Source organism: Fibrobacter sp. UWCM (assembly GCF_900129735.1).
GTDB lineage: Bacteria > Fibrobacterota > Fibrobacteria > Fibrobacterales > Fibrobacteraceae > Fibrobacter.
The window spans coordinates 72,732-94,020 of sequence record NZ_FQWR01000015.1; the positions used below are offsets into that span (position 1 = coordinate 72,732).

General features: G+C 56.5%; 12 protein-coding genes, 1 tRNA gene and 1 pseudogene. 6 read left to right on the forward strand and 8 right to left on the reverse strand.

What is annotated here, in order from left to right; all coding sequences use genetic code 11:
• Positions 1-2: 2 nt before the first annotated feature.
• Complete coding sequence (locus BUB22_RS16115) at positions 3-2,057, forward strand: UbiD family decarboxylase (protein ID WP_083535503.1); 2,055 nt, start codon at positions 3-5, stop codon at positions 2,055-2,057.
• Complete coding sequence (locus BUB22_RS10685) at positions 2,047-3,717, forward strand: hypothetical protein (protein WP_139258966.1); 1,671 nt, start codon at positions 2,047-2,049, stop codon at positions 3,715-3,717. The genes BUB22_RS16115 and BUB22_RS10685 overlap by 11 nt, the downstream gene beginning before the upstream one ends.
• Before the next feature lie 225 nt (positions 3,718-3,942).
• On the opposite strand, the gene BUB22_RS10690 is transcribed toward BUB22_RS10685, so the two are convergent.
• Genes BUB22_RS10690 through BUB22_RS10705 form a run of 4 tightly spaced genes read right to left on the reverse strand, consistent with a single transcriptional unit; the run spans position 3,943 to position 9,412 of the window.
• Complete coding sequence (locus BUB22_RS10690) at positions 3,943-5,559, reverse strand: glycoside hydrolase family 57 protein (RefSeq protein ID WP_073115117.1); 1,617 nt, start codon at positions 5,557-5,559, stop codon at positions 3,943-3,945.
• 30 nt (positions 5,560-5,589) lie between these two features.
• On the reverse strand, positions 5,590-6,768 hold the full coding sequence (locus tag BUB22_RS10695; protein WP_073115118.1) for a DUF4912 domain-containing protein: 1,179 nt from the start codon (positions 6,766-6,768) through the stop codon (positions 5,590-5,592).
• Between the two features lie 20 nt (positions 6,769-6,788).
• The gene (locus BUB22_RS10700; RefSeq protein ID WP_072808816.1) at positions 6,789-8,030 is read right to left on the reverse strand and encodes a porin family protein; all 1,242 of its coding nucleotides are present in this window, start codon (positions 8,028-8,030) and stop codon (positions 6,789-6,791) included.
• Positions 8,027-9,412 carry a hypothetical protein gene (locus BUB22_RS10705; RefSeq protein ID WP_083535504.1) on the reverse strand — a complete coding sequence of 462 codons (1,386 nt, stop codon included), beginning with the start codon at positions 9,410-9,412 and terminating at the stop codon, positions 8,027-8,029. Before BUB22_RS10705 ends, BUB22_RS10700 begins: the two co-directional genes overlap by 4 nt.
• 134 nt (positions 9,413-9,546) lie before the next feature.
• On the opposite strand from BUB22_RS10705, the gene thrC reads away from it, so the two are divergent.
• The gene (gene thrC, locus BUB22_RS10710; RefSeq protein ID WP_073115120.1) at positions 9,547-10,887 is read left to right on the forward strand and encodes a threonine synthase; all 1,341 of its coding nucleotides are present in this window, start codon (positions 9,547-9,549) and stop codon (positions 10,885-10,887) included.
• Between the two features lie 119 nt (positions 10,888-11,006).
• Here the strand turns inward: thrC and BUB22_RS10715 are convergent, their stop codons facing one another.
• From BUB22_RS10715 to hemW, 3 genes are all read right to left on the reverse strand, one after another.
• Entirely contained in the window at positions 11,007-15,200 is a 4,194-nt protein-coding gene (locus BUB22_RS10715; RefSeq protein WP_139258967.1) for a hypothetical protein, read from the reverse strand.
• A 21-nt stretch (positions 15,201-15,221) separates the two neighbouring features.
• Positions 15,222-17,942, reverse strand: coding sequence for a hypothetical protein (locus tag BUB22_RS10720; RefSeq protein WP_139258968.1), 2,721 nt, complete (start codon positions 17,940-17,942; stop codon positions 15,222-15,224).
• A 98-nt stretch (positions 17,943-18,040) separates the two neighbouring features.
• On the reverse strand, positions 18,041-19,177 hold the full coding sequence (gene hemW, locus BUB22_RS10725) for a radical SAM family heme chaperone HemW (RefSeq protein ID WP_073115123.1): 1,137 nt from the start codon (positions 19,175-19,177) through the stop codon (positions 18,041-18,043).
• Positions 19,178-19,279: 102 nt separating this feature from the next.
• Here hemW and BUB22_RS10730 point away from each other — a divergent pair, with 102 nt between their 5' ends.
• The 3 genes from BUB22_RS10730 (at position 19,280) to BUB22_RS10740 (ending at position 20,660) form a co-directional block, all read left to right on the forward strand.
• Positions 19,280-19,468: a hypothetical protein gene (locus BUB22_RS10730; RefSeq protein ID WP_175547284.1), complete on the forward strand. Its 189-nt coding sequence runs from the start codon at positions 19,280-19,282 to the stop codon at positions 19,466-19,468.
• A gap of 7 nt (positions 19,469-19,475) precedes the next feature.
• Complete coding sequence (locus BUB22_RS10735) at positions 19,476-20,564, forward strand: adenylate/guanylate cyclase domain-containing protein (RefSeq protein WP_072808830.1); 1,089 nt, start codon at positions 19,476-19,478, stop codon at positions 20,562-20,564.
• 23 nt (positions 20,565-20,587) lie between these two features.
• Positions 20,588-20,660, forward strand: a tRNA-Gly gene (locus BUB22_RS10740).
• A gap of 350 nt (positions 20,661-21,010) precedes the next feature.
• On the opposite strand, the pseudogene BUB22_RS10745 reads toward BUB22_RS10740, so the two are convergent.
• Positions 21,011-21,289: pseudogene (locus BUB22_RS10745) on the reverse strand (hypothetical protein); the annotation flags it as partial.

The window sequence follows — 21,289 nt, forward strand, 5'->3', positions numbered from 1 at the left end:
CCATGTATTCCTCACTGGAACAAGCGCTGCTTGACCTGGAAAAGGCAGGCATGCTCAGGCGTATCCGCGAAGAGGTGGACCCCTACTTGGAGATGGCGGAAATTGCACGTCAGGCATTCGACAGCAAGGGGCCGGCGCTGCTTTTCGAGAAGGTGAAAGGGAGCAGGTTCCAGGCGGCATGCAACATCTTCGGGACCCGCGAGCGCATGGAATTCCTGTTCCGGGATACTCTCGAAAGCACAAAGACCGCAGTCCTGTTCAAGTCCAACCCCGCAGAATTCTTTAGGCATGCTGGCCCCGCCACGTTGTTACGCGCGGCAAAAGCGGGCATACGCTCGCTCCCCAGGTGTTCGGGCAGCATCCGCGACTTCGAGGAATGCACGCTCGCCGACCTCCCGCAAATCGTAGGCTGGCCCGAAGACGGCGGGCCGTTCCTCACGCTCCCGCAGGTGGCGACACTCCCGAGTGACGGCGCGAAGATTCTCACCGCGAACCTCGGCATGTATCGCGTGCAGATTGCGGGGAACGACTTTGCCCCCGACGAATGCGGCATCCACTACCAGATTAACCGCGACATCGCACGGCACCACCGGAAGGCCATCGAGGAAGGCCGCTCGCTCAAGGTGAGCGTGTTCCTGGGCGGGCCGCCCGCACATACCGTCGCCGCAGTGATGCCCATGCCCGAGGATCTTTCGGAACTTACCTTCGCCGGAATGCTCGGCGGGCGGCGTTTCCGCTACTTTATGCACGAGGGCTACATCGTCTCGAGCGATGCGGACTTCTGCATCCTGGGAGAAGTTGCACCCGAACTCAAGCCCGAGGGGCCATTTGGCGACCACGTGGGCTACTACTCCGGCAAGCACCTCTTCCCCTACCTGAAAGTGAAGAAGGTACTCTGCAAGAAGAACGCGATTTACCCGTTCACCTCCGTAGGTAGGCCCCCGAAAGAAGACACGATTTTCGGCGAGTTCATACACGACATTACCCGGCCGATGGTCCCCTCGTCGCTCCCGGGCGTAGAGGCAGTCCACGCGGTCGACGCATCGGGAGTGCACCCGCTGTGCCTCGCCATTGCGAAGGAAAACTTTATACCCTACATCAGGCCCGAGGAACGCGAGCCTCTCGAGCTCCTGAAGACGGCCAACGCGCTGCTCGGATTCAACCAAGTGTCACTCGCGAAGTACCTGATGGTGGCCGCAAAGGAAGATGCCGGCGTTAAACTATCCGCGGGCGCCGATGCGTCCGGCATTAAACAACCCGTCGGCATTAAACAACCCGTCGGCATTAAACGACCCGACGGCAAAAATCAGGATGCTCGCAGGGCACAGGATGTTCGCAGGGCACAGGATGTTCGCGAGGCAAAAAACGCCTCCGGGGCGCTGGATGCCCGCGACATTCCGGCATTCTTCGCGCACGTGCTCGAGCGCGCAGACTTCGCGCGGGACTTGCACTTCCAGACCTCCACCTTCATCGACACGCTCGACTACACGGGAACGCGACTCAATCACGGTTCCAAGCTCGTGATTGCCGCGGCAGGCATCAAGCGCAGGGAACTGCGCGACAACCGCGCCGATCTCGACGGGCTTAAACTGCCCGCGGGCTTCTGCAACGCGAAAATTGCGATGAAGGGCGTGCTCGCCGTGCAATGGAACGGCGGTTCAAGTGCCGCCGAGCGCACCACCGAATTAAACGGCGACGCGGGCAATCCGGGCGAAAACGGCGCCCACCCCGCTCCCGAAAACATCGCGCAGCTCCGCGACGCCCTTGCATGCTGGGAATACCGCGAAAACTACCCGTGGGTGAGTATCGTGAACGACACCTCCACCATCGGGGGCGACTCGCAAAAGAGCCTGGACGATTTCCTGTGGCTAACGTTCACGCGTTCCGACCCCGCTCAAGACATCTACGGACTGAACGAACGCTTTGTGCAGAAGCACTGGGCGATAGACGCCCCGCTCATCGTGGACGCCACCATCAAGCCGCGCCACCAGAAGGCACTCGTAGTTCCGGACAACGTTGTTTTGAAAGCGAAGGAGGTTCTAGAGAATGCACGCTAGTTCCCTCCCCTCCATATACAAAGTTCTACTTTTGACCGTGACAATCCTTGCTACAGCGATTGCGCCCGCACAGGCACAGAAATGCGGCATGGCCTTCGCGCACCAGAACAGCAGGCAAAAATCCGTATTGCACCCCGCCGCAGCACTCCGATTCAGGAACTGCGATGCACGCGAATACTACGACAGCGTCTATACCCGCGAAACGGAACACTTCCAGATATTCTACACGCTGGGTATAGGCCCGCACGCAACCAGGCCCGAATTTGTAGACTCGCTCGCCGTAACGCTCGAAAATGCGCTGACGTTCCACACGAAAACCATGAAAATGCGCGCACCGCAGGGCATCGACACCACGAGTCACTACCAGATGCCCGTGAAGGCCGGGCTCTACCCCGTCGAAGTCGCCGAAATAGACTTTCTCCGCGACCCGAGAAGCGTGCTCAAGGCAGACGCCTGCAACGGTTGTTACGGAGTGACATACCCGAGCCCCAAAGATTACCACAAGTCCGAGATAATCATCGACAACGATTTCAAGTACGTGCCGGAAAACGCGACCGCCACAAGTTCAATCGTGCGGGACGAAAAGACCTGCACCTACCCCACCTCAACCGTAGAGCAAAACAGCACAGCCTACCAGTACTCCTACAACAAGGAGTTCGCCAAGGGCATCCAGGTCACCATATACCACGAGATGTTCCACGCCGTGCAGTTGCAGTACATGGACCTGTTCAATCACTGGACTTACTGGATAGAGGCTTCCGCTGCCGGAAACGAGGAAGTCGGAGCCCCCGATATCGACGACTACTTCCTGTACGTCAGCAGGTTCTTCAACTACGGCGGAACCGCGATAGACGCAATCGAGTACGAGTACGGCCTCGTAATTCTCTACTTGTACCTATACAACCACGTGGACAAGCACTTCGACAAGGAAATCTGGGAACTTTTCGAAACCAAACCGAATGCGCCCTTCAAGGAAAACCTCAAGAAGATTCTTGAAAAGCGGGGCTTGGACGGCGATTCGCTATTCCACGACTTCGCGACGGCGGCAGCGCTCTCCGGAAAGAACGCGAACGCAGTAAGCAATGCACGCTGGATTCACGAAGACCAACCAAGATGGGCTCCGGCAATCGCAAATCGCCCGACGTTTATCGACGGAAGTGAAAGCCAGGGCAAGTTCACGCCTGGCATTCCTCTCTACTCACTTGACTTCTACCTGGGCGGCACCCCGGACCTTGACGAATACAAAGGCAAGGCTACGGCGCTTGTGTTCAACGGCGAAAAGATCGTCATTAGGGAAATCAAGAACACAGCCTCGGTGGATTCCATCATCAAGGACGCCTTCTTCGCCGATTCCATCATGTGGGTGTTCAGCAGTTTCGACAATCCGAAACGCATTCCCGAAATAGTAATGGATTCCACGCTTCGCGCCTTCCCCATGCCCTGGCGCGGCAACGGCTCGCTCTGCTTTACTCCGCTACCGGAATCCAAGAAGTTTATCGAAATTCGTAACGCCCGCGGGGATCTGGTACTGCGCGAACCCTACGAAAAGACGACGCACTGCATCAACGAAGACAACGTAAAGAGCTCGATGAAGCCGGGCGTGTACCGATTCCGCGCAGGCTCCCGCGGGAAGACGGAAAAGTTTATCGTCACGTACTAGATGTCTAAATGACGGTATCGGCAAAAAATAGGACCAAATCAAGAAAAAAAGCCGGTTTAGTCCTATCTTTGAAGCGCAAAAACACTAAATCATAGGACTAAATGCCTAAAAAAAGTGATTTAGTCCTATCTCAGTAAAGAATTTTGGCGAGTTGAATAAAAAACTGGAGCAAAAAAGCCTCTTCGATAGGACTAAGCGCTCAAAAACAGGGCGTTTAGTCCTATTTTAGAGCAATTCCCCGATCCAGGGGAAGATATTGTCCTGATTCTCGAGTTTTACGAGGAGCGAAGTATCGGGCTTTTTGCGACCCATCGCGAGTCCGGTCATCGCGGCGGCGTAGAGGGCGCACACGTTCCTGTAGTGCGTGTTCTCGCGGAAGCGCGCGTAGTCGGCCGCAGACTTGTTGTGAATCATAAACGCCCAGTCGGAGGCCTGGAACAGCAGGAGCTCGCGGGCCATTTGCGCGTAATACCTGCGATACAGCCGGGTCTGCGCGGTCTTGCCCTTCTTCTCGCGGGCAACGAGCGCGCGGCGAAACTCTTCCATCATGCCGCGCATGCGGAAGAATAGCGGGTACGCGTGACTCACCTCGTCGTTCATCCAGACTTCACCGAAACCTCCCTCGCCCCATGAGGAGAATATCGGGCTATGTACCGCCTCGTCGCAGGAGGAATACATCGTGGTTTCGAGAGAGGCCATCTCTACCGTATTGGATGCGGCGGCGCGCTCGAACATCTTCTCGATAAACAGCGGGCCCTCGAACCACCAGTGCCCAAAGAGTTCCGCATCGTAGGGGCACAGGATGGAGACCTTGTTGCCTTCCATGTTCGGGAGGAGTTCGGTGACGGTCGCCTCGCGGTTCGCCACGAAGAGGCGCGCGTGGTCCTCGACCAGGCGCATCGCGTTCCACGGGCGGTAAATCTGCTTGTCTTCGCTCCCGGTAATGCGGTAGTACTTGAGGCCGGTCTCGATGGGAGTATCGCCCGCCATGAAGTAATCGCCCAGGTAGCTGCGGTCGCGTTCGCCTGCAATGTCCTTGAAGAACTCGCGGTACTCGGGGTGCCCCGGGTAGCCTGTCTTGCGGCTCCATACTTCCATGGAACTCGCCTGCTCGCGGCCCATGCAATAAAGCCCCGCAGGGGTCTTTATTGGCGCAAATACTCCGTATTTGGGCGCGGGCTTTGCCAAAAGCACGCCGTGGGTCTCGAGGAAGAAATACTTGAACCCGAATTCGGCGAGAAGGCGGTCAAGACCTTCGAAGTACCCGCACTCGGGGAGCCAAAGCCCGCTGGGCCTGCGCCCGAAGGCTTCTTCAAATGCACGCACGGTAACGCCCAGCTGCAGTCTAATTGCCTGCACGTCGGACTGGTACGCCGGCAAGAACGGGTGGGTCCCCACGCAGGTAAGGAGGTTGAGCTTGCCGCATTCCTCGAGTTGCTTTAGCGCAGGTATAATCTCGCAACCGCAGTCGCGTTCCCACGTGTCAATAAGCGCAACCTGTCGCCGGTAGTAAAAATCCACCACAGTCGCAATGTCATCGTTCCCGCGGGCACGCTCGCGTTCCTTCTCGATGAGTTCCATCTGCATGTGCAGATGGCGCGTGAACTTTTCGAGCAACAAGCTGTCGGTAAGCATCGCGAGGAGCGCAGAGGAAACGCTCAGGTTGAGCGTTCCCGGCACGCCCTTCTCCTGCAGGCGGCGGAGCATCTGGATTAGCGGCAGGTATGTTTCCGCCATAGCCTCGAAAAACCAGTTCTCTTCCAGGAACCGGTCATATTCGGGCTCGCGCACGAACGGAAGGTGCGCGTGCAGCAGCAGGTGTATTTTACCGGGCGCGGACAATTAGCCCTCGTGGGTTTAGAGCAGGCTAGCCTACTCCGTGCGCTTCACCACAATGGGGACAATCGTTGTCGGGAAGTCGCCATCCTTGTCGGTAGCGAACACCGGGATAATCTTCGTAGAATCCGGCAGGTCTTCTTCGAAGCTAAAAGTGCCATCCGGGTTCAGCGGGAACGGTTCGCCGCGCACCTGGAGGTGTGCATCCGGGCGGGTTCCACCGTAAACAATCAAGCGGGTCTTGACCCACAGGAAGAAATCCTTCCCATAGTTCACGGAATCCTTCGGGAGTTCAAGCTTGTTGCTCTTGAGGGCGGCGCTGGAAAGTGCACCCGAGAACATGGAACCCGAGGAGCTGGAAAGCGTGCCGAGTGCGTTTTCGAGCCAGTTCTTCGCGGACATGCTCGAAAGTCCCGAACTGCCGAAACCGCCCATGGCGGCGCCGCCGAGGGACGCCTTCACGAACACGTCGTCCACGTTCACCTGGGAACCTTCCGGAGAGTAGGCCTGCACCGGGACGGATTCCACGAGCGGCATAAAGTTCTTGCCTTCGGCAAAGCCGAGCACGGCCACCGTATTGGAGGTAGCCTTGTTTTCCACATACCAGCTGCGGGCATCGGCGGGCACCACCACGTCGTGGAACTTGCGCTTCTTGCTGCGCTTCACGGTGAGGTCGTCCGAAATATCGAACAGGCGGAGCACCAGCTTGCCCTTGCCCTTCTTGGCGCGCTTGATACGGTCCTCGGAAACTTCCCAGAAGGCCTGCATCCAGTTCGGGTCCTTCTGCATGAGCACGAGGTATTCGGGGTCGAAGTTCTGCGCCATGCTGGCAGTCTTCGTCACGGGCTTCGCGGCGGCCTTCGGAGCGGCGACCTTCACCGACTTTGCAGATTTCCTTGCGGTAGATTTCAGCACCACATCGGTCTGTTCCGATGCCTTCGGAGCAGACTTCGCAGAAGCCTTCGCCGTCACCTTCGCGGCAATCTTTGCAACGGGTTTCGCCGCAGTCTGCGTGGCGGTCTTCGCGACGGTCTTTACCGCAGTCTTTGCGGCACTCTTTGCCGTAGCGGTCTTCGTCGCGACCTTTTCTACCACCTTTTCGGCTTCCTTGGCGGCAGTCTTCACCGCCTTCGTTATCTTGGAGGTCGTTTCCTTGACGGCCTTTTCCACCACCTTCTTGGTGGCCTTAGTCTTTGCTGTTTTTTTCGTAGCCATTACTAGCCTCCTTCGAAAATCTACCTGCGGGACTGTCCCCAGCTGCCGATACCCATCAAGCCGAGACGGATTCCCAAGAACACTTCATCCCAGTTGCCCTCGGATTCAGAGAAGCGCTTGCCGCCCTGGAGCGCGAGGTCCACGGCGATACCCTTCCTGCCCAGCGGGAAGTTCGCTCCAATGGAACCGCCCACCTCGTAAACGTCCTCGATGTACCAGTTCTTGTACCATGCGCCTGCACGGTAGGTAATCCTGTCCCAGAACGGGTCGTAGTACAGCCCACTGCCATCGCGCTGGTAACCTACGGACGCGACAAAGTCGTTCTGCGTTTTGGTCACGCTCCGCATGTCGTAGCTATGCCCCACGTTATCGATGTCCTTGTCCCAGGCGCGCCACTGCAAGTCGGCCATCACGTTGTGCCTCTTGGCAAGGCGGTAGTTGACACCGGTCGCAAACATGGCGGGGACCTCGATGCGACGGTCAATCTCGCTCGGCACAAGCGTATCAATTTCCGAGAACCGGAAGTTGTATTCCAGTTCGTTCAAAAGCGTATAGCCCGTCGTGTACGAGAAGTAGAACGAGGACTGACGACCGCGATACTGCACGGAGCCGGTATAGTAGCCGGGGTGATGCTCAACTTCCCACGAGCCTTCCACGTAGTCCGTAATTTCCCTGTTGTTGGTGGCCCACAGGTCTTCTTCGGCAACGGATTCCTTGTTCGGGCCAAGCGTAAGGCTGCGCTTCATGCTCCCCATCACGATATGCATGGACGCACCCAGAGAAACATTGCGGAGGTACGGGAGACGCACCGCGTATGTCGGCACAATCTCGTAGACGCTTCCGTTGTATTCAATCTTCGCGTTGGCAGATAATGCGGAATCGGAAATCTCCTCGCGGATAACGGAAGAATAGTGCTGCCAAAGGGACACGCCGAACGCGCCAAAATCGCCCATCGGGAACGAGAGGTTGAACGAGGGCATGGCGATGTTCTTCGTGAAGTAGCTTTTGCCGTGAGCTTCTGCAGTATAGAGGTCCAGCAGGAAGTTCAGGTTGAACACGACCTTGGTATCGAAGGCCATGCGTGCCGGGTTCGTGACGGAAAGCCCTTCGGATTCACCCGTCTTTGCACCGCCGGCAAAACCGCGGCCTGCCGCAGCGACGGAACCGCCCACAGTCTGTTCTTCACCGAGAGCATCGAGACCAATCATCGACGCCTGCGTAAACACGGCAAGGCAAACAATCAATCCTAGAATCTTTTTCATTCTTCACCCCCGCGCTTGGTAGCAAGCCAGAGCTTGAGCGTTGCCGGCTTGCTGAACGATGTACCGAAGTCGTACCGGGCGTAATCGAAATGGCTAAAGAACACATACGACGTATCCGTCTTGCCTGTCGTCGAATCCTTGAAGGCGTAGTCCACGTAGGCGGAATCCTTCGCCTGGAGCGTCGGGTAGCCGAGGCGCACCATCATCTTGAGATTGTGCCCGCTCTTTGCCTGGTTGATAACGTCGCGCATGCCGTAGGTCACCTGCAACGAGAGCGAATCTCCATCGAAGAACACGATGTTCGGGTGACCAGATTCCACAATCATCTTGCGGTTCAGCCTGTATTCTTCCATCTTGCGGACTTCCGTGCCCAGGCTATCGATAAACGTGCCCACCACAACCTGGATGGGCAGTCCCAGTTCATTTATGCCCTCGGAATCGTCTCGCGGGAAGGTTATCTGCGCAAGCACCACCGCCTGGCGCACGTCGTTGCCGTCACCCTCGTCGAAGGGGAAGGCATCGCCGTAAAAGTCCGAGAGCGCCTCGAGAACCTTATCGACAGGGTACTCCACCACGATGGAATCGAGCACGCCGCCATGCAGCAACAGGCATCCGTCGCAGGTATCATTGTATGTAACAACTTCACTCATACGGAAAGCGACAAAGTTCTTGTAGGTGGTATCGGAGAACGTCTTCACACGCATGAAGGGTGGCAGCCCAGTCCCCGTACCGTAGATACGGTAGGCTCGCTTGGATTCAGGAGCGGAAAGGCGCAACTGCAGGTGCGTCGCGGAGCCCGATTTCTTCAAGTCCTCGACCAGCGCAGAAGGCATGGGAATCTTCACGAGGGAATCCTTTGCATCAATGGAAAGTTCATACGTGGTATCGGCGGAATTGTCCGCCACCCATTCCATGAGGCTTTCACGCCAGGCGGAATCCGAGATGTCCTTGATGCTATCGACAAAAGCCTTGGGCTTGCCCTTGCCCACATCGAGTTTCCATTCCACCTTCAGGTCGAGCGTTTCCTTGTACGGGAGAGAATCGGCCGGGAAATACTTCGCAGAATAGAACGGATTGAGCACGAACAGGGTAACGAACGCCGCCGCGGAATCCGATTTGGACAGAGAATCGATGAAAGCCGAATCCCTGAACGCGATATCGAGAACGAGGTCGTGCGTGAGCCCCGCCTGCGTGCCGAAGATTGTCCTGTCGTACGCAGGGAAAACGGTCCTGCCCGCAAACGCCTCCGCCGACACCGGAGTCAGGTCTTCTATAGTAACAGTCTGGACCTTGTAGCTATCGGGCATGCCCTGGTCTCTAAGCCAGCCGCTGAGCGCCGTATCCTCGGAATCGAACAGGCACGCCGACAGCGTTAACGCCATTACAGCCAAAAAGGACAATAGAACAAATTTTCTCTTTTTCACTCGGTTCTCCGAATCTAGTCTAAAATTCGCCCTATAATATAGAAAATTTGCCCCTTTTTACTATATTTGTCCCCGAAAATCAAGAGGACATTATGGCCCAATTCAACGCGCATTTCAGGAACATCAACGGGGACGACACCTACCCGCTGACCGACGTCATTTACCGCAGCAAGGTGGACGGCAGCCTTTTGGAAGTCGAACACGACCGTGCAGCCCTTGCCAGCAAGAGCCCCGACGAATGGAAGAAGCTCTTCGCCGAACGCCGCATGAGCTTTGAACCGGCCGACATGAGCGGCATCTGGAGCAAGCGCGAAATGGTGCTCCCCGACATGCCGCTCGAAGACATCGTCACGATGCGCGAAGGCTGGAGCCCGCTCTTTGACGCGGCCCCGCTGGCCAAGGAAATGGGCATCAAGAGCCTGAAGGTCAAGCTTTGCGGCAACTCCCACACGGGTTCCTTCAAGGACCTCGGCATGACGGTCCTCGTGAGCCAGGTGAACCACATCATCAAGAAGAAAATTCACGAAATCGACGCCGTGGCCTGCGCCTCTACCGGCGACACCTCCGCAGCCTTGAGCGCCTACTGCGCAAAGGCCGGCATCCCGAGCATCGTGTTCCTCCCCGCCGGGAAGACCAGCGTCGCCCAGCTGATTCAGCCGATTTCTAACGGCAGCATCGTGCTCGCCCTCGACACCGACTTTGACGGTTGCATGAAGATTGTGCAGCAGGTCACCGCCGACAACCGCATTTACCTCGCGAACTCCATGAACAGCCTCCGCGTGGAAGGCCAGAAGACGATTTCTCCGGAAATCTGCCAGGAAATGGGTTGGAAGGTGCCCGACACCGTGATTATCCCGGGCGGAAACCTCGGCAACGTGAGCGCACTCGCCAAGGGTTTCGAAGACTGCAAGGCCATGGGCCTCATCGACCGCATTCCGCGCATTATCGTCGCCCAGGCCGAGAACGCCAACCCGTTCTACCAGGCCTACGAACGCGGCTTCGACAAGCTCGTCCCCATGCAGGCAAAGAAGACTCTCGCCAGCGCCATCCAGATCGGCAACCCGGTCAGCTACCCGAAGGCAGTACGCGCCATCCAGAAGACGAACGGCATGGTCGTGAGCGTCACTGAAGAAGAACTCGCGAACGCCGCCCACCGCGGCGACCGCATCGGTCTCTACTGCTGCCCGCATACAGGTGTGGCCCTCGGCGCCCTCGAGAAGCTCGTGGCCGCAGGCAAGATCGACAAGGAAGAGAACGTGGTTGTTATCAGCACGGCACACGGCCTCAAGTTCACCGAGTTCAAGGTCGGCTACCACGAAAAGAAGCTCGAAAATATCTGCTCCAAGTTCGCGAACCCCGTGTTCAAGGCTCCAGCAGACCTCGGCGCCGTCATGGACATCTTGAAGAAAGAGATGGCCGAAAGAAGGCGCTAGGATCTAGACCAGCATTAAACCAGAAAAGGCTTCGCGTTTGCGAAGCCTTTATTTTCATGGATACGCTTGTCTGGATCCTTCGACGCGGCGTCTACGACACCTTGCTCAGGATGACTCCGTCATTTCTTGTGTTTCTTGCGGCGAACGCCCCACTTGTCCTTGATTTCTTCTTCGATCTTCTTCTTTTCGTAACGGACAACCATCTTGAACTGCACCGTGTAAACGCCGGTACCCACGAAGCGGCCGCGATGGTCCTTGAAGTTCCAGTTCACGAACAGCTTCTGGTCAGAGACAAGGCAGTTTCCGCCGAACTTCGGGCTGTTACAGGGCACCAGGATGGTCGTGTCGTTCACGTACTGTCCCAGGTGGTCATAGTAGTTCACGACGAACGTGATGAACACCTTCTCCGGGTCAAGAGAATCGAGCACGGACGGGTCCACCGTTCCATCGGCAGAAATCTGCGCGCGGTCGAGGAGTTGCGGCACGAACCGCTCGCCCAGTTGCACGAGTTGCCCGAGGGCCCCCTCCTTCTCCATGTCTTCCTTGGTCGTAGAACTCGGCATGTAGCGCAGGTTCACGGAACTCAAGGTCTGCAGCACTTCATCTTCGCCGTCGAAGGTACCCATATTGGTCGCTTCCACCAGGTGGTTCAGGAGGCCCGCAATCACCACGGGGCTCGGGTCATCGCCCGCAACGTTACCGTAGTTATCCTCGATAACGCTCTTTTCGCCATGCACCACCATGAGCGAGTCGCCCGGGAGAATCGTAGAGGCGCTGCCGTCGACGATAATCTTCACGCTCAGGCCATCGGCAGCCCAGTCGAGCCCCTTCGGGTTGATATCGATGGTATCCTTGCCGTGGATGTAGCTGAAGAAGTCGTCACCCTTCAGGTCCTTGTACTTGATGACCTCGGAGAAGTAAACGATGAGCGTATCCGCCTTCTTGCCGTAACTGAGGGTAACCGCAGAAACTACCGGCGACATCTTGTCAACCAGCGGGGCGGATTCCTCGTTCACAAACGTCTGCCCGAGCACGTCGTAGTACGTGTAGATAGTCGCCTGCGGGAGCGATTCGCTGATGCTCGTGACGCCCTTCGCAATCGGGGTCGTCGAGACCACGTTCCAGACCACGCGGGTAGAATCCTTGCCGTCGAACTTGAGGTCGGCGGGCTGGGCCTGCAGCTGGATCATGAGCCCGCGCTCGCTGTACCACGGGTATGTCGCATACAGCATGTTCTTCTCGGTCTCGGTCAGGGGGCCGCTGAAGTTGGTCACTATCTGGTCGAGTACGCCATCGCCATCGGTATCCCTGTATTCCACGTCCACCACAGAGGGCAGGCGGTCAATGACCGTTATGGGCACCTCGCGTTCGTACTCGTCGGACGTGAGATACTTGAGGTTGTTGAACTGCACGCTCGGATGCAGAGACACGCTATCGCGCTTGTCACCCTTCAGGCCCATGTTCTCGCCCACGAGAATCACCATGTTCCTGGTCGGCATATAGATATTGGTGATCTGGTCCAGGTTGAACCCGTAACGCTTGCCTTCCTGCTTCAGGAGCACGAGCATCTCGGGCGTAGCGAGGTCCCTCGGGATAAGGTCGATATTGAACTCGATAAAGAGCGAATCCTTGCCGTGCACGTCGCGGATGGCGAAAGCATCCTTGATGACGCGGCTACCGACTTCGATAATGTAGGCATCGCGCGTATACGCGACATCGTCGTGGATGTTCTTGTAGGTAATGACCGCATAGGCGTCTTCGGGGAACTTTTCCGGGAAGTCGAGGTCAGCCACATCGATGCTGATGCGGTCGCGGGTTCCGTTCAGGGTTGGCTTGCTCTTGGGCTTGAGCGTATCGCCCTTCACCACAAGAACCACCGACGATACCTCGAGTTCGGAAATCAGGGTATCCTTCAGGACGATTTCAACGTAGTCGAGCGCCTGGTCGCCATCGGTATCCTTGATGTAGCCCAGTTCGGCATCCGGAATCGGGTCATAGAAGTTTATGTTGTCTATAATAATGGTCGTACCGCTCCCCGGGTCGTGCACGATGATGGAACCGCCATTCACAACACTGTCGGCGGTTACCCAGATGGTTATGGAACCGTCGGCATTCACGCGGATGGTATCGCTCGGGTTCGGATTCTTGGGGTCAATGAGCGTAAGGCCCGAAGCCGTCGCGAACGTGAGGCTGTCCACATCGCCAAAGTATTCCTTCACCTTATCCGGATCGAGCGTAAGGGCGACAACCTGCCCCACCTGGGCGGAGTCAAGCCCGGAATTCACGTGCAGGTCGAGATTGAGCGCAACCGGGTTGTTTTCTTCCATGTAGTAGTTCTCGCCAATCTTGATAACACCCGTACCAGCCGTGGAATCCACCGGCAGGAGAACCGTTGCAGTCGTAACGATGGAATCACCCTTCTCGAACTTGTCGTCGGACGGGTAGAAGTCGATACCGCCGCCACTGCTAGAAACATCGAAGTCCTCAAACCCGACATACACGCGGGAAGAACTGGACCCGAAGTTGATATCCTCGGAACCGCCCTTATTGGAGGAGCTGCTGCCGGAGTTACCACCCGAGGAACTGTTACCGGAATTACCGCCGGAAGAACTGCTGCCGGAGTTGCCACCGGAGGAACTCGTGCCCGGATTGTCGCCAGAAGAACTGCTGCCGGAATTGCCGCCGGAAGAGCTGCTGCCGGAGTTGCCACCGGAGGAACTCGTGCCCGGATTGTCGCCAGAAGAGCTGCTACCGGAGTTGCCACCGGAGGAACTCGTGCCCGGATTGTCACCGGAAGAACTCGTACCCGGATTGTCACCGGAAGAGCTGCTACCGGAATTGCCGCCGGAAGAACTCGTGCCCGGATTGTTGCCCGAAGAACTAGTGCCAGGATTGCCACCGGAAGAACTTCCCGGCCTGCTGGAACTGCTCGAATTCACGCTGGAAGAGGATTCCTCGTACACCACGCGCGAAGAACTGAACCCGATGCTGCTGCTCGAGACCTCGACATCGGAACCGGTATTTGCGCCCGTACGCACGACACCTGCACCCGAAAGCGGGGCAAGGTCATCGAGGTAGTTATCAATCCACTGCAGGTGAACGAGCACGTTGTCGTTGATTTTCTTGTCAGGGTTCGCCGCGTAGTCCACGAATACGAGGTGACCCGTATTGCTCGCCACAAACAGGTGACCCATGCCGTCGACCGTACCCTGGTCAAGGCGCCAGCCCACATAGCCTCCGTCATTGGTTCTCGGAAGCGTCAGGTGATTAAGATCTTCCTGGAAGAAGTACTGGCGCAGGTCAATGAAGGCTACAACCTCGGCCTTCATCTTGCCACCTTCCTTGTAAGGCCTAATCTGCACAATACGCGAACCGCCGAACACGAAAATCGTTTCGGAATACGGGTCGTACGTACCACCGTGTGCACCTTCAAGCGAGTCGATAAGGATTGTCGTACCGAGCTTGGTAATCACGGAATCGTTAACTTCGCCACCGATAGAATCCTTATTCGACGCAGTCACCTTGGTCCAGGTCGTATCGGTGATGTAGCCGAAATAGGCTCCCGCCCTATTAGATTTCTTCTGGTTGTCGCTACAGGGGTTTCCCGTGTTGGCATTCGTCTCGCAGCCACCGCCCAGATAGTTGGAATACGTAAAGAAGGCATTGCCGTCCTTATCCCATATAAGCGTAGCCAGTTTGTGGTGCTGCACGCGGTCTGTACTTTTAGGAACAAGTTCCACCCTGTAGCCCTTGTCCGCAAAGTTCCTTGCAGCAATGTTGTTCGAATCAATTTTGGTCGAGAACCTGTAGAGGTAGCCGGGAATGCCCGCCGCCCAGAGCCATTCCTGATTCGGGTCCATCATCAAGTGCCAAAAGCCCTCGGTACTTGTCGCCGGGGTCGATGTCTTCACGAGGCACTTACCACCGTTGGTTCCTTCCTTTTTTGCAGTCTTGCTAATCTTGTGGACGTTCGGGCCCTGGGCCGCTACGAGCAAGTCGCCATCCGGATGGTGCACGATGCCATCGGCTCCTTTCATCCCGTCTTCCTTACCGCAAAGCGTATCCTTCTGCAACAGTTGTAGGTAACCCGCACCATCGTAGTAGTACTGGAGGCTCTTCACTGCGTCTTTCTGATAACTCGCATACTTCGTGTAATACAGGGTTGCCTTAGTGGAGGCATGAGGAACAATATCGCCAACCTGCTGAATCCAGATACCGGTCGCCGGGTTTTCCGGTGCCGCCATAGTGCCTTGAGCCATGGCAAAGCCACAGCCGAACGCTAATGCTAGTAATGTCTTCACTATCGTTTTCATAGTGTTAACCTCCGAAAGGCGCTAGTCCTTGGACCGAATCTTGCGGGATCCGGTAATGCCCCAATTATAGTACCTTTCCACTTTAAAACTTTCCTTCGCACCATACACGCGCACCTTAATGTGCGCGACATACGCACCCACGCCAACGCGCCTTCCGTTGTTGTCACGCATGTTCCAACGCAGGTACAGCTGGTGCGGGTTTTCAAAACAGTTTCCATCAAAGATATCGCGGTCGTCGCACTTGATTTTTTCCGACGCCTTCGCGACAAACATTCCCAGGTTCGTGTACACGTAGAGTTCCCAGTCCAGGCCTATCTTCGAAAGGTCCATCTCCACGTCATCAGTTTCTTCCTTGAGGATAGTCGCGAAGCTCACGTCCATGAGCACGCCGAGCGCCTTGTGGGCCTCTTCCGAGGTAAGCCCGTCAGCCACCTCGAAGGTAATCGCCTCGTCCACGGACTCGTCGATATTCTGCCTGGATGCAAACGAGTAGTTCTGCGTAATCACGCGCGGGTCACCCTCGACCATCACTGCGGGAGCAAGTCCCGAAAGTCCGTTGCCCTCGCTATCCTTGAAGCTCAGGCACGACGCATCGAACCTCACGGAATCGGCGGGGTTCATGCGCTCCACAAGGCGGGTGCCGCTTTCCATGCGGATTTCGGCAGACTTGCCATCGGGCGCCCACACGACAGCAGTGAACGGGATGCTCACCCACTCGCCATCCACGTGGAACTTGAACGCATCAGCGGCACCATCCACGTTCTTGTAGTCAATCGCCTCGGAGAACTCGATGAAGAACACGTCCGACGCCATCTTCTGGTAGGATTCCGGCTTGAGGAACGTACCCGAGATGACAGGCGCCATGCGGTCGTGCATCGCGAGGTTCATCGTCTTCTCCTGCTTTTCGCCCTTCTCCGTCTCGAAGTAGGTAACCGACACGTAGCCGTATTCCTCACCCGTCCTGGAACGATCCTGGTCGATGGAGGTGAGTTTTTCCATAATGCCGTACTCGTCCTTCTTGAGGTTGAGCGCAAAGCCCACGAGGGTTCCGTCTTCGGAAAGCGTGAGTTTGTCCGTATCGGGCACGATTTCAATCACCTGCCCGTTCGTATCGAGCCAGTAGTAGCGGATGACCATCTTCTCGAGGTCCTCGCGCGTAATCGGCATATCGAACGCAACCGAGGCGCTATCCATGCGGCCATCGCCGTCGCGGTCGAAGAACGCGTTCTTCTCGTCATCTACGTAGATGCGGCCCGAGTTCTCGACAACCGCAGGATTATTCTTGCCCGTCTCGTTACCATCCGCCGCCTTCACGAGGCCATCGGGGCACGCCTTGTCGGCACAGGTCGTCGCAATCTTGATAGAATCGCCGAAATCCACGACGCCCGTATCGAGCACGAACACCCAGCGCTTGCCATCCTTCTTGATAGCCTCGAGGTTAATCGGGGTACCGTTCAGGATGTAGCCCTTGCCTTCGTTCCACGACTCGTCGATAGGCTTGTTGTAGAAGAGTTCGAGCGTATCGGTGGCGCCATCGCCCTTGATGAGGTTCGCCTTCAGGATGACCGGGCCAATCCTGTCAATCATGGTGCCCTCGGCGCTGGCGGAAGCCCCGGTGTTCACCGACTTCATGTCGACCCTCAGCTTGCCGTTGCCGGAATCCTCCGGGACATCCGACTTCACGTTGGTCAGTTCAAGCAGGCCAGTCTTCTTGGACCAGTTCCATTCGCCATCGTGTTCCACAAGCTTGTCGCCATCCGGCCAGGAATAGAAGAACTTTTCCATGTCCACGGAATCCTTGCGGCCCGAGAAGTACGCGGCAATACTGTCACCCGCGCCGTCTCCGTTGGTATCGAAGATAAACGCGCTATCCAGGACAGGCATGTCGGGGTTCACGAACTGCAGGTTGCCGGGGAATTCCTGCGTCACGATGAAGTTCGTGTCGCCTTCCGCCGTGAGGTCGATATAGGAATTGATGGTAAACGGGGAATCGTCGCCAATCACCGCCTTCGTCGCGTGGATGACGAACACCGCACGGCCGTTGCGGAAATCAATCTGGTAGCCGAACGGGCGCAGGGGCAGTTCCACGCCGGAAAGGCTGTAGTAGCGGAGCGCCGATTCGAGCGGCTTGATGTAGAAGGTCTTTTCGAGGGTGGAATCGGTCAGGTTCTTGCCGGGGCCGACCGGAATAAAGGCGCGGGCATACACCACGAGCGAGTCGCCCACCTCAAGCTGAATTTTTGTCACGTCGCTTATGGGTTTTTCGCACTTGCTATCCTCGCAAAACTGCACTCCGGGCACGTAGTAGTTGTACACGCGGGCGATAGAGTACGTGCCATCGTTCTCGAGGGCGGTACCCACCGCGACGTTGTAGATGGGGTAAAGCGCATCGAAGATGACGCCCTGCACGCCGGTCTCGCCGGAGTTCACGACCTTCATGTGCGAAATCTTGTCGCCGCCGTTCTGGAGGGTGAGGCTGACGGAATCGGAATTCGCCTTGGGCGCATAGACGTAGAAGTCCTTGTTCGGAATTGCGTTCGCCGGGATGGCGTCCATTTCGGCAGGGACGACAAACAGGCCCACACCCTTAGCGCCAGCCTCGAGCCGCTGGTACACGCAACGGTCGTCGGGTTTACTGCCCGAGTAGTCGATGCAGTCCACCTTCTCTTGCGCCAAAAGCCCTGCCGGGAGCAACAGCAACCACAGGAGCAAACACGCGATATTTCGATTCAGGAACTGCATAAAAACCTCAAAAACGGACAATACGACACGTATAGACCATAATACATTATTAAATGTATCTTTTTTTTTAGGAAAATGGGGCGACAGGAGGGGCGTTTCTATTCCATCTTGGAATAAACATCGAGCACGACCGTATCCATAAATAGCCATCCCCGCCCGACTAGGCGGAAAACGCCCCCAGAAAGTTCGGCATAGCCCTCCGAAACCCACCTCGAAAGGGCCTCTTCCGGAACGGAATATCCCAGTTTCTTGAGTCCGTCAAGGCGCATTCCATACTTTGTACGTAACGAGAGTTGCACGTATTCGGCGGCAACATCCTCGGGAGTGAGCGTATCGAGCGTGAGCCCCTCCCTCGGGCAGCCGTTTTTCACATAATCGCGCCATCTTGCATACTTTTCGGGGGCGTAGAACCGCACTCCCCCGTAGAACCCGTGGGCGCTCGGCCCGAAGGCCAGGTACTCCCCGCGGTTCCAGTAGTTCAGGTTGTGCAGGCTTTCCTCGCCCGCGCGGGCGAAATTCGACGTCTCGTACCGCGAAAAGCCGCATTTTTCGAGCAATTCGACGCTTTTCAGGTACATTTCCGCATACAGGTCCTCGTCTACGGTCTCGAGACCCTTGGAAACGCGGATTCCCAGGCGCTTCGCCGGGTCGACCTTGAGCCCGTAGAGGCTGATATGCCCGACCCCGCTACCCGCGAGCCGTTCCACGTCTTGCAGAAGGTCGTCCAGCGATTGCCCCGGCAGGTCGAACATGAGGTCGGCGTTCACCCGCAGGTTCCCGCCCGAAAGGAGCAGGTCCAGCGCGCGCATGCCCGTTTCTACGCTGTGGGCGCGCCCCACCCGGTCGAGCAGGCGCTGGTGCAGGCTCTGGAGCCCGAGACTCGCCCGCGTGATACCGCATTCCCGGGCCACTGCAACGCGCTCCGCGTCGCAGGATTCCGGATTGAACTCGAAAGTCGCCTCCTTCAGGCGGCCAAAATCGAGACCCGCGCCCGCAAGGATCCCGAAAAGGCGGGCCATCTGCTCGGGCGAGAGCGCAGAAGGCGTCCCGCCACCCACGTAGAGCGTCTCGACCGCCGAAAATGCCCCCGAATGCCTTTCCGCAAAGGCGGAAACCTCCCTCAATACCAAGTCCAAATATTCCAACTTCAACCATTCGGGAGCCGGAAACGCGTGAAAATCGCAATAATCGCAGATTTTCTTGCAAAAAGGGACATGAATATACAGGCCAAGCATCTTTTTTAAGAATTTTTGATAATTTTGGGCATACTTTTTGTAAAAATTTAATTTATATCCGTAAACATGGAAGACCCGAAGAAAAAAAATTTCATCGCCACGTTGAAAAAGCGAATACCCCTGTTCGTCTTCCTCGCTATCGCCACGTTGAAAAAGCGAATACCCCTGTTCGTCTTCCTCGCTATCGCCACGATAGCGTTTTTCCTCGCATCGACCCTTCTCCTGGACGATTCGTACAAGGACATTATCCTAATCGCGATGGTGTGGTCACTCCCCCTGTTCATCCACTGACCGCCCCATGATAACCCTGACCCGCCAAACCGAAAGAAAGTTCAACGCCGTCTGCTTCTACGTGCTCTGCTGGATACTCGCTTCAGTGGGGATTTCCATGCTTGTCACGTACGCCGAGCGCGGCTACTTCGACCTGGGAATCGTGCTCCAGATGCTGCAGTTCGCGCTGTTCATGGGCTTTTCGCACGGGGTCTACGACATCCTTATCCTAAAGGACGAGATGGACTGCCGCCCGGTGTGGCATTCCCTGCTCATACGCTCGCTGTACTTCCTTGCGGCAATAATCACGAGCAAGATTCTCTGCATACTCCTGCTGCGCATCAAGAGCGGAGAAGGCCTTATGAACGAGGACGGCTTCTACGCCCTCATGGACGCCATACACAGCCCATCGGAACAGGCGCAGGTCATAACGTTCTTCCTGGTGGCCTACCTCATCACGTTCGTGAGGAGCGTGCACAAGAAATTCGGTACGCGCGTGTTCTGGAATACGCTCCTGGGCAAGTCGCAGGAACCGCTCGAGGAAAACCTGATTTTCATGTTCATAGACCTGCGGCATTCCACCGCGCTCGCCGAGGAACTCGGGCACGTGAAGTACAGCAACTTCATGAAGGACTACTACAAGTTCCTCTCGAACTGCTGCGAGGAGAACCGCGGGCAGATCTACCAGATTGCAGGCGACGGGGCGTTCCTCACCTGGCCCATTTCTGCCTGCAGGAACAGGGCGCGACCCATCGACTGCTTCTTCGACTTTTGCGAATGCCTGGAGCGCATAAGCCCAAAATTCATCAAGAAATACGGTGCCGCGCCCAAGTTCAAGGCCGGCGCACACTGCGGGACGGTCGTGACTACCGAGGTCGGGAACTTCGGCAGCGAGATGGCCTATCACGGCGACGTCCTCAACACCACGAGCCGCATACAGTCGCTCTGTGCGAGGCTCGGCCAGGAATTCCTTATCTCGGAAGACCTCTACAACGTGCTGCCGAAGCCGTTCCCGCACGGGTACATGAGCAAAAAGGAAGGTTTTTTCGAATTACGCGGAAAAAAACACGAAATTTTGATATTTTCTTTGCAAAGGCCCTTGACAAGTCTAAATTAATATTCTATAATTGGTCTCACCTCGCGGGAATAGCTCAGTTGGTAGAGCACGACCTTGCCAAGGTCGGGGTCGAGGGTCCGAGTCCCTTTTCCCGCTCTAAACGAAAAAGACACCTTTACGGTGTCTTTTTTCGTTTATTCGCGGAAGGGACCGGACCCGAGACCCCTTGGGGGAGAGGGTGCGGCATAAAGTGCCGTGCGCGAAGCGCATACGATAGGCACTTTATGAGCTTGATGCGAGTGCAACGAGCATCGAGCCCGTAGGGTTAGACCGCAACCTTGCGTAGCAAGGAGTTTTGCGGGCTAACATTCCCTTTTCCCGCTCCTCAATATATGCACAGGACTCCGTCGGAATAAAGGATTATGCCTTTAGGATTGGCGCCCCAACACCCATAGTGTACGGTCGCAAACGCAATCGGCGCGCCGTCAAGATGTTTCATTTTTTTCTCACCCTTTTGACAGAGTTTCTATCTGTTCCGCAGGGATACCCGTGAATTCGACAATTTCTTCGATAGGTCTATTTTTCGCCTTCATCTTGCGAGCAATTTCACGCGTTTTGTCAAGGACTCTTTCTGAAGCAACTGCATCAACCTTCGCGTTGATCTCGTCCGCGAATTCTTCAAAGATGCCATCGACCATGGCGTTGTGGTCCCATTCCTTGTGATACACTTTCTGGTAGGCCTCGAATTCTTTCTTGGAAAACTTAGACACTTTTGAACTTTCCGT

Coding starts and splice junctions, on each gene's coding strand:
- thrC (WP_073115120.1), top strand. CDS start 9,547: ATGGCCCAATTCAACGCGCATTTCAGGAACATCAACGGGGACGACACC.
- BUB22_RS10735 (WP_072808830.1), top strand. CDS start 19,476: ATGATAACCCTGACCCGCCAAACCGAAAGAAAGTTCAACGCCGTCTGC.
- BUB22_RS16115 (WP_083535503.1), top strand. CDS start 3: ATGTATTCCTCACTGGAACAAGCGCTGCTTGACCTGGAAAAGGCAGGC.
- BUB22_RS10705 (WP_083535504.1), bottom strand. CDS start 9,412: ATGGCGTTAACGCTGTCGGCGTGCCTGTTCGATTCCGAGGATACGGCG.
- BUB22_RS10720 (WP_139258968.1), bottom strand. CDS start 17,942: ATGCAGTTCCTGAATCGAAATATCGCGTGTTTGCTCCTGTGGTTGCTG.
- BUB22_RS10695 (WP_073115118.1), bottom strand. CDS start 6,768: ATGGCTACGAAAAAAACAGCAAAGACTAAGGCCACCAAGAAGGTGGTG.
- BUB22_RS10685 (WP_139258966.1), top strand. CDS start 2,047: ATGCACGCTAGTTCCCTCCCCTCCATATACAAAGTTCTACTTTTGACC.
- hemW (WP_073115123.1), bottom strand. CDS start 19,177: ATGCTTGGCCTGTATATTCATGTCCCTTTTTGCAAGAAAATCTGCGAT.
- BUB22_RS10700 (WP_072808816.1), bottom strand. CDS start 8,030: ATGAAAAAGATTCTAGGATTGATTGTTTGCCTTGCCGTGTTTACGCAG.
- BUB22_RS10715 (WP_139258967.1), bottom strand. CDS start 15,200: ATGAAAACGATAGTGAAGACATTACTAGCATTAGCGTTCGGCTGTGGC.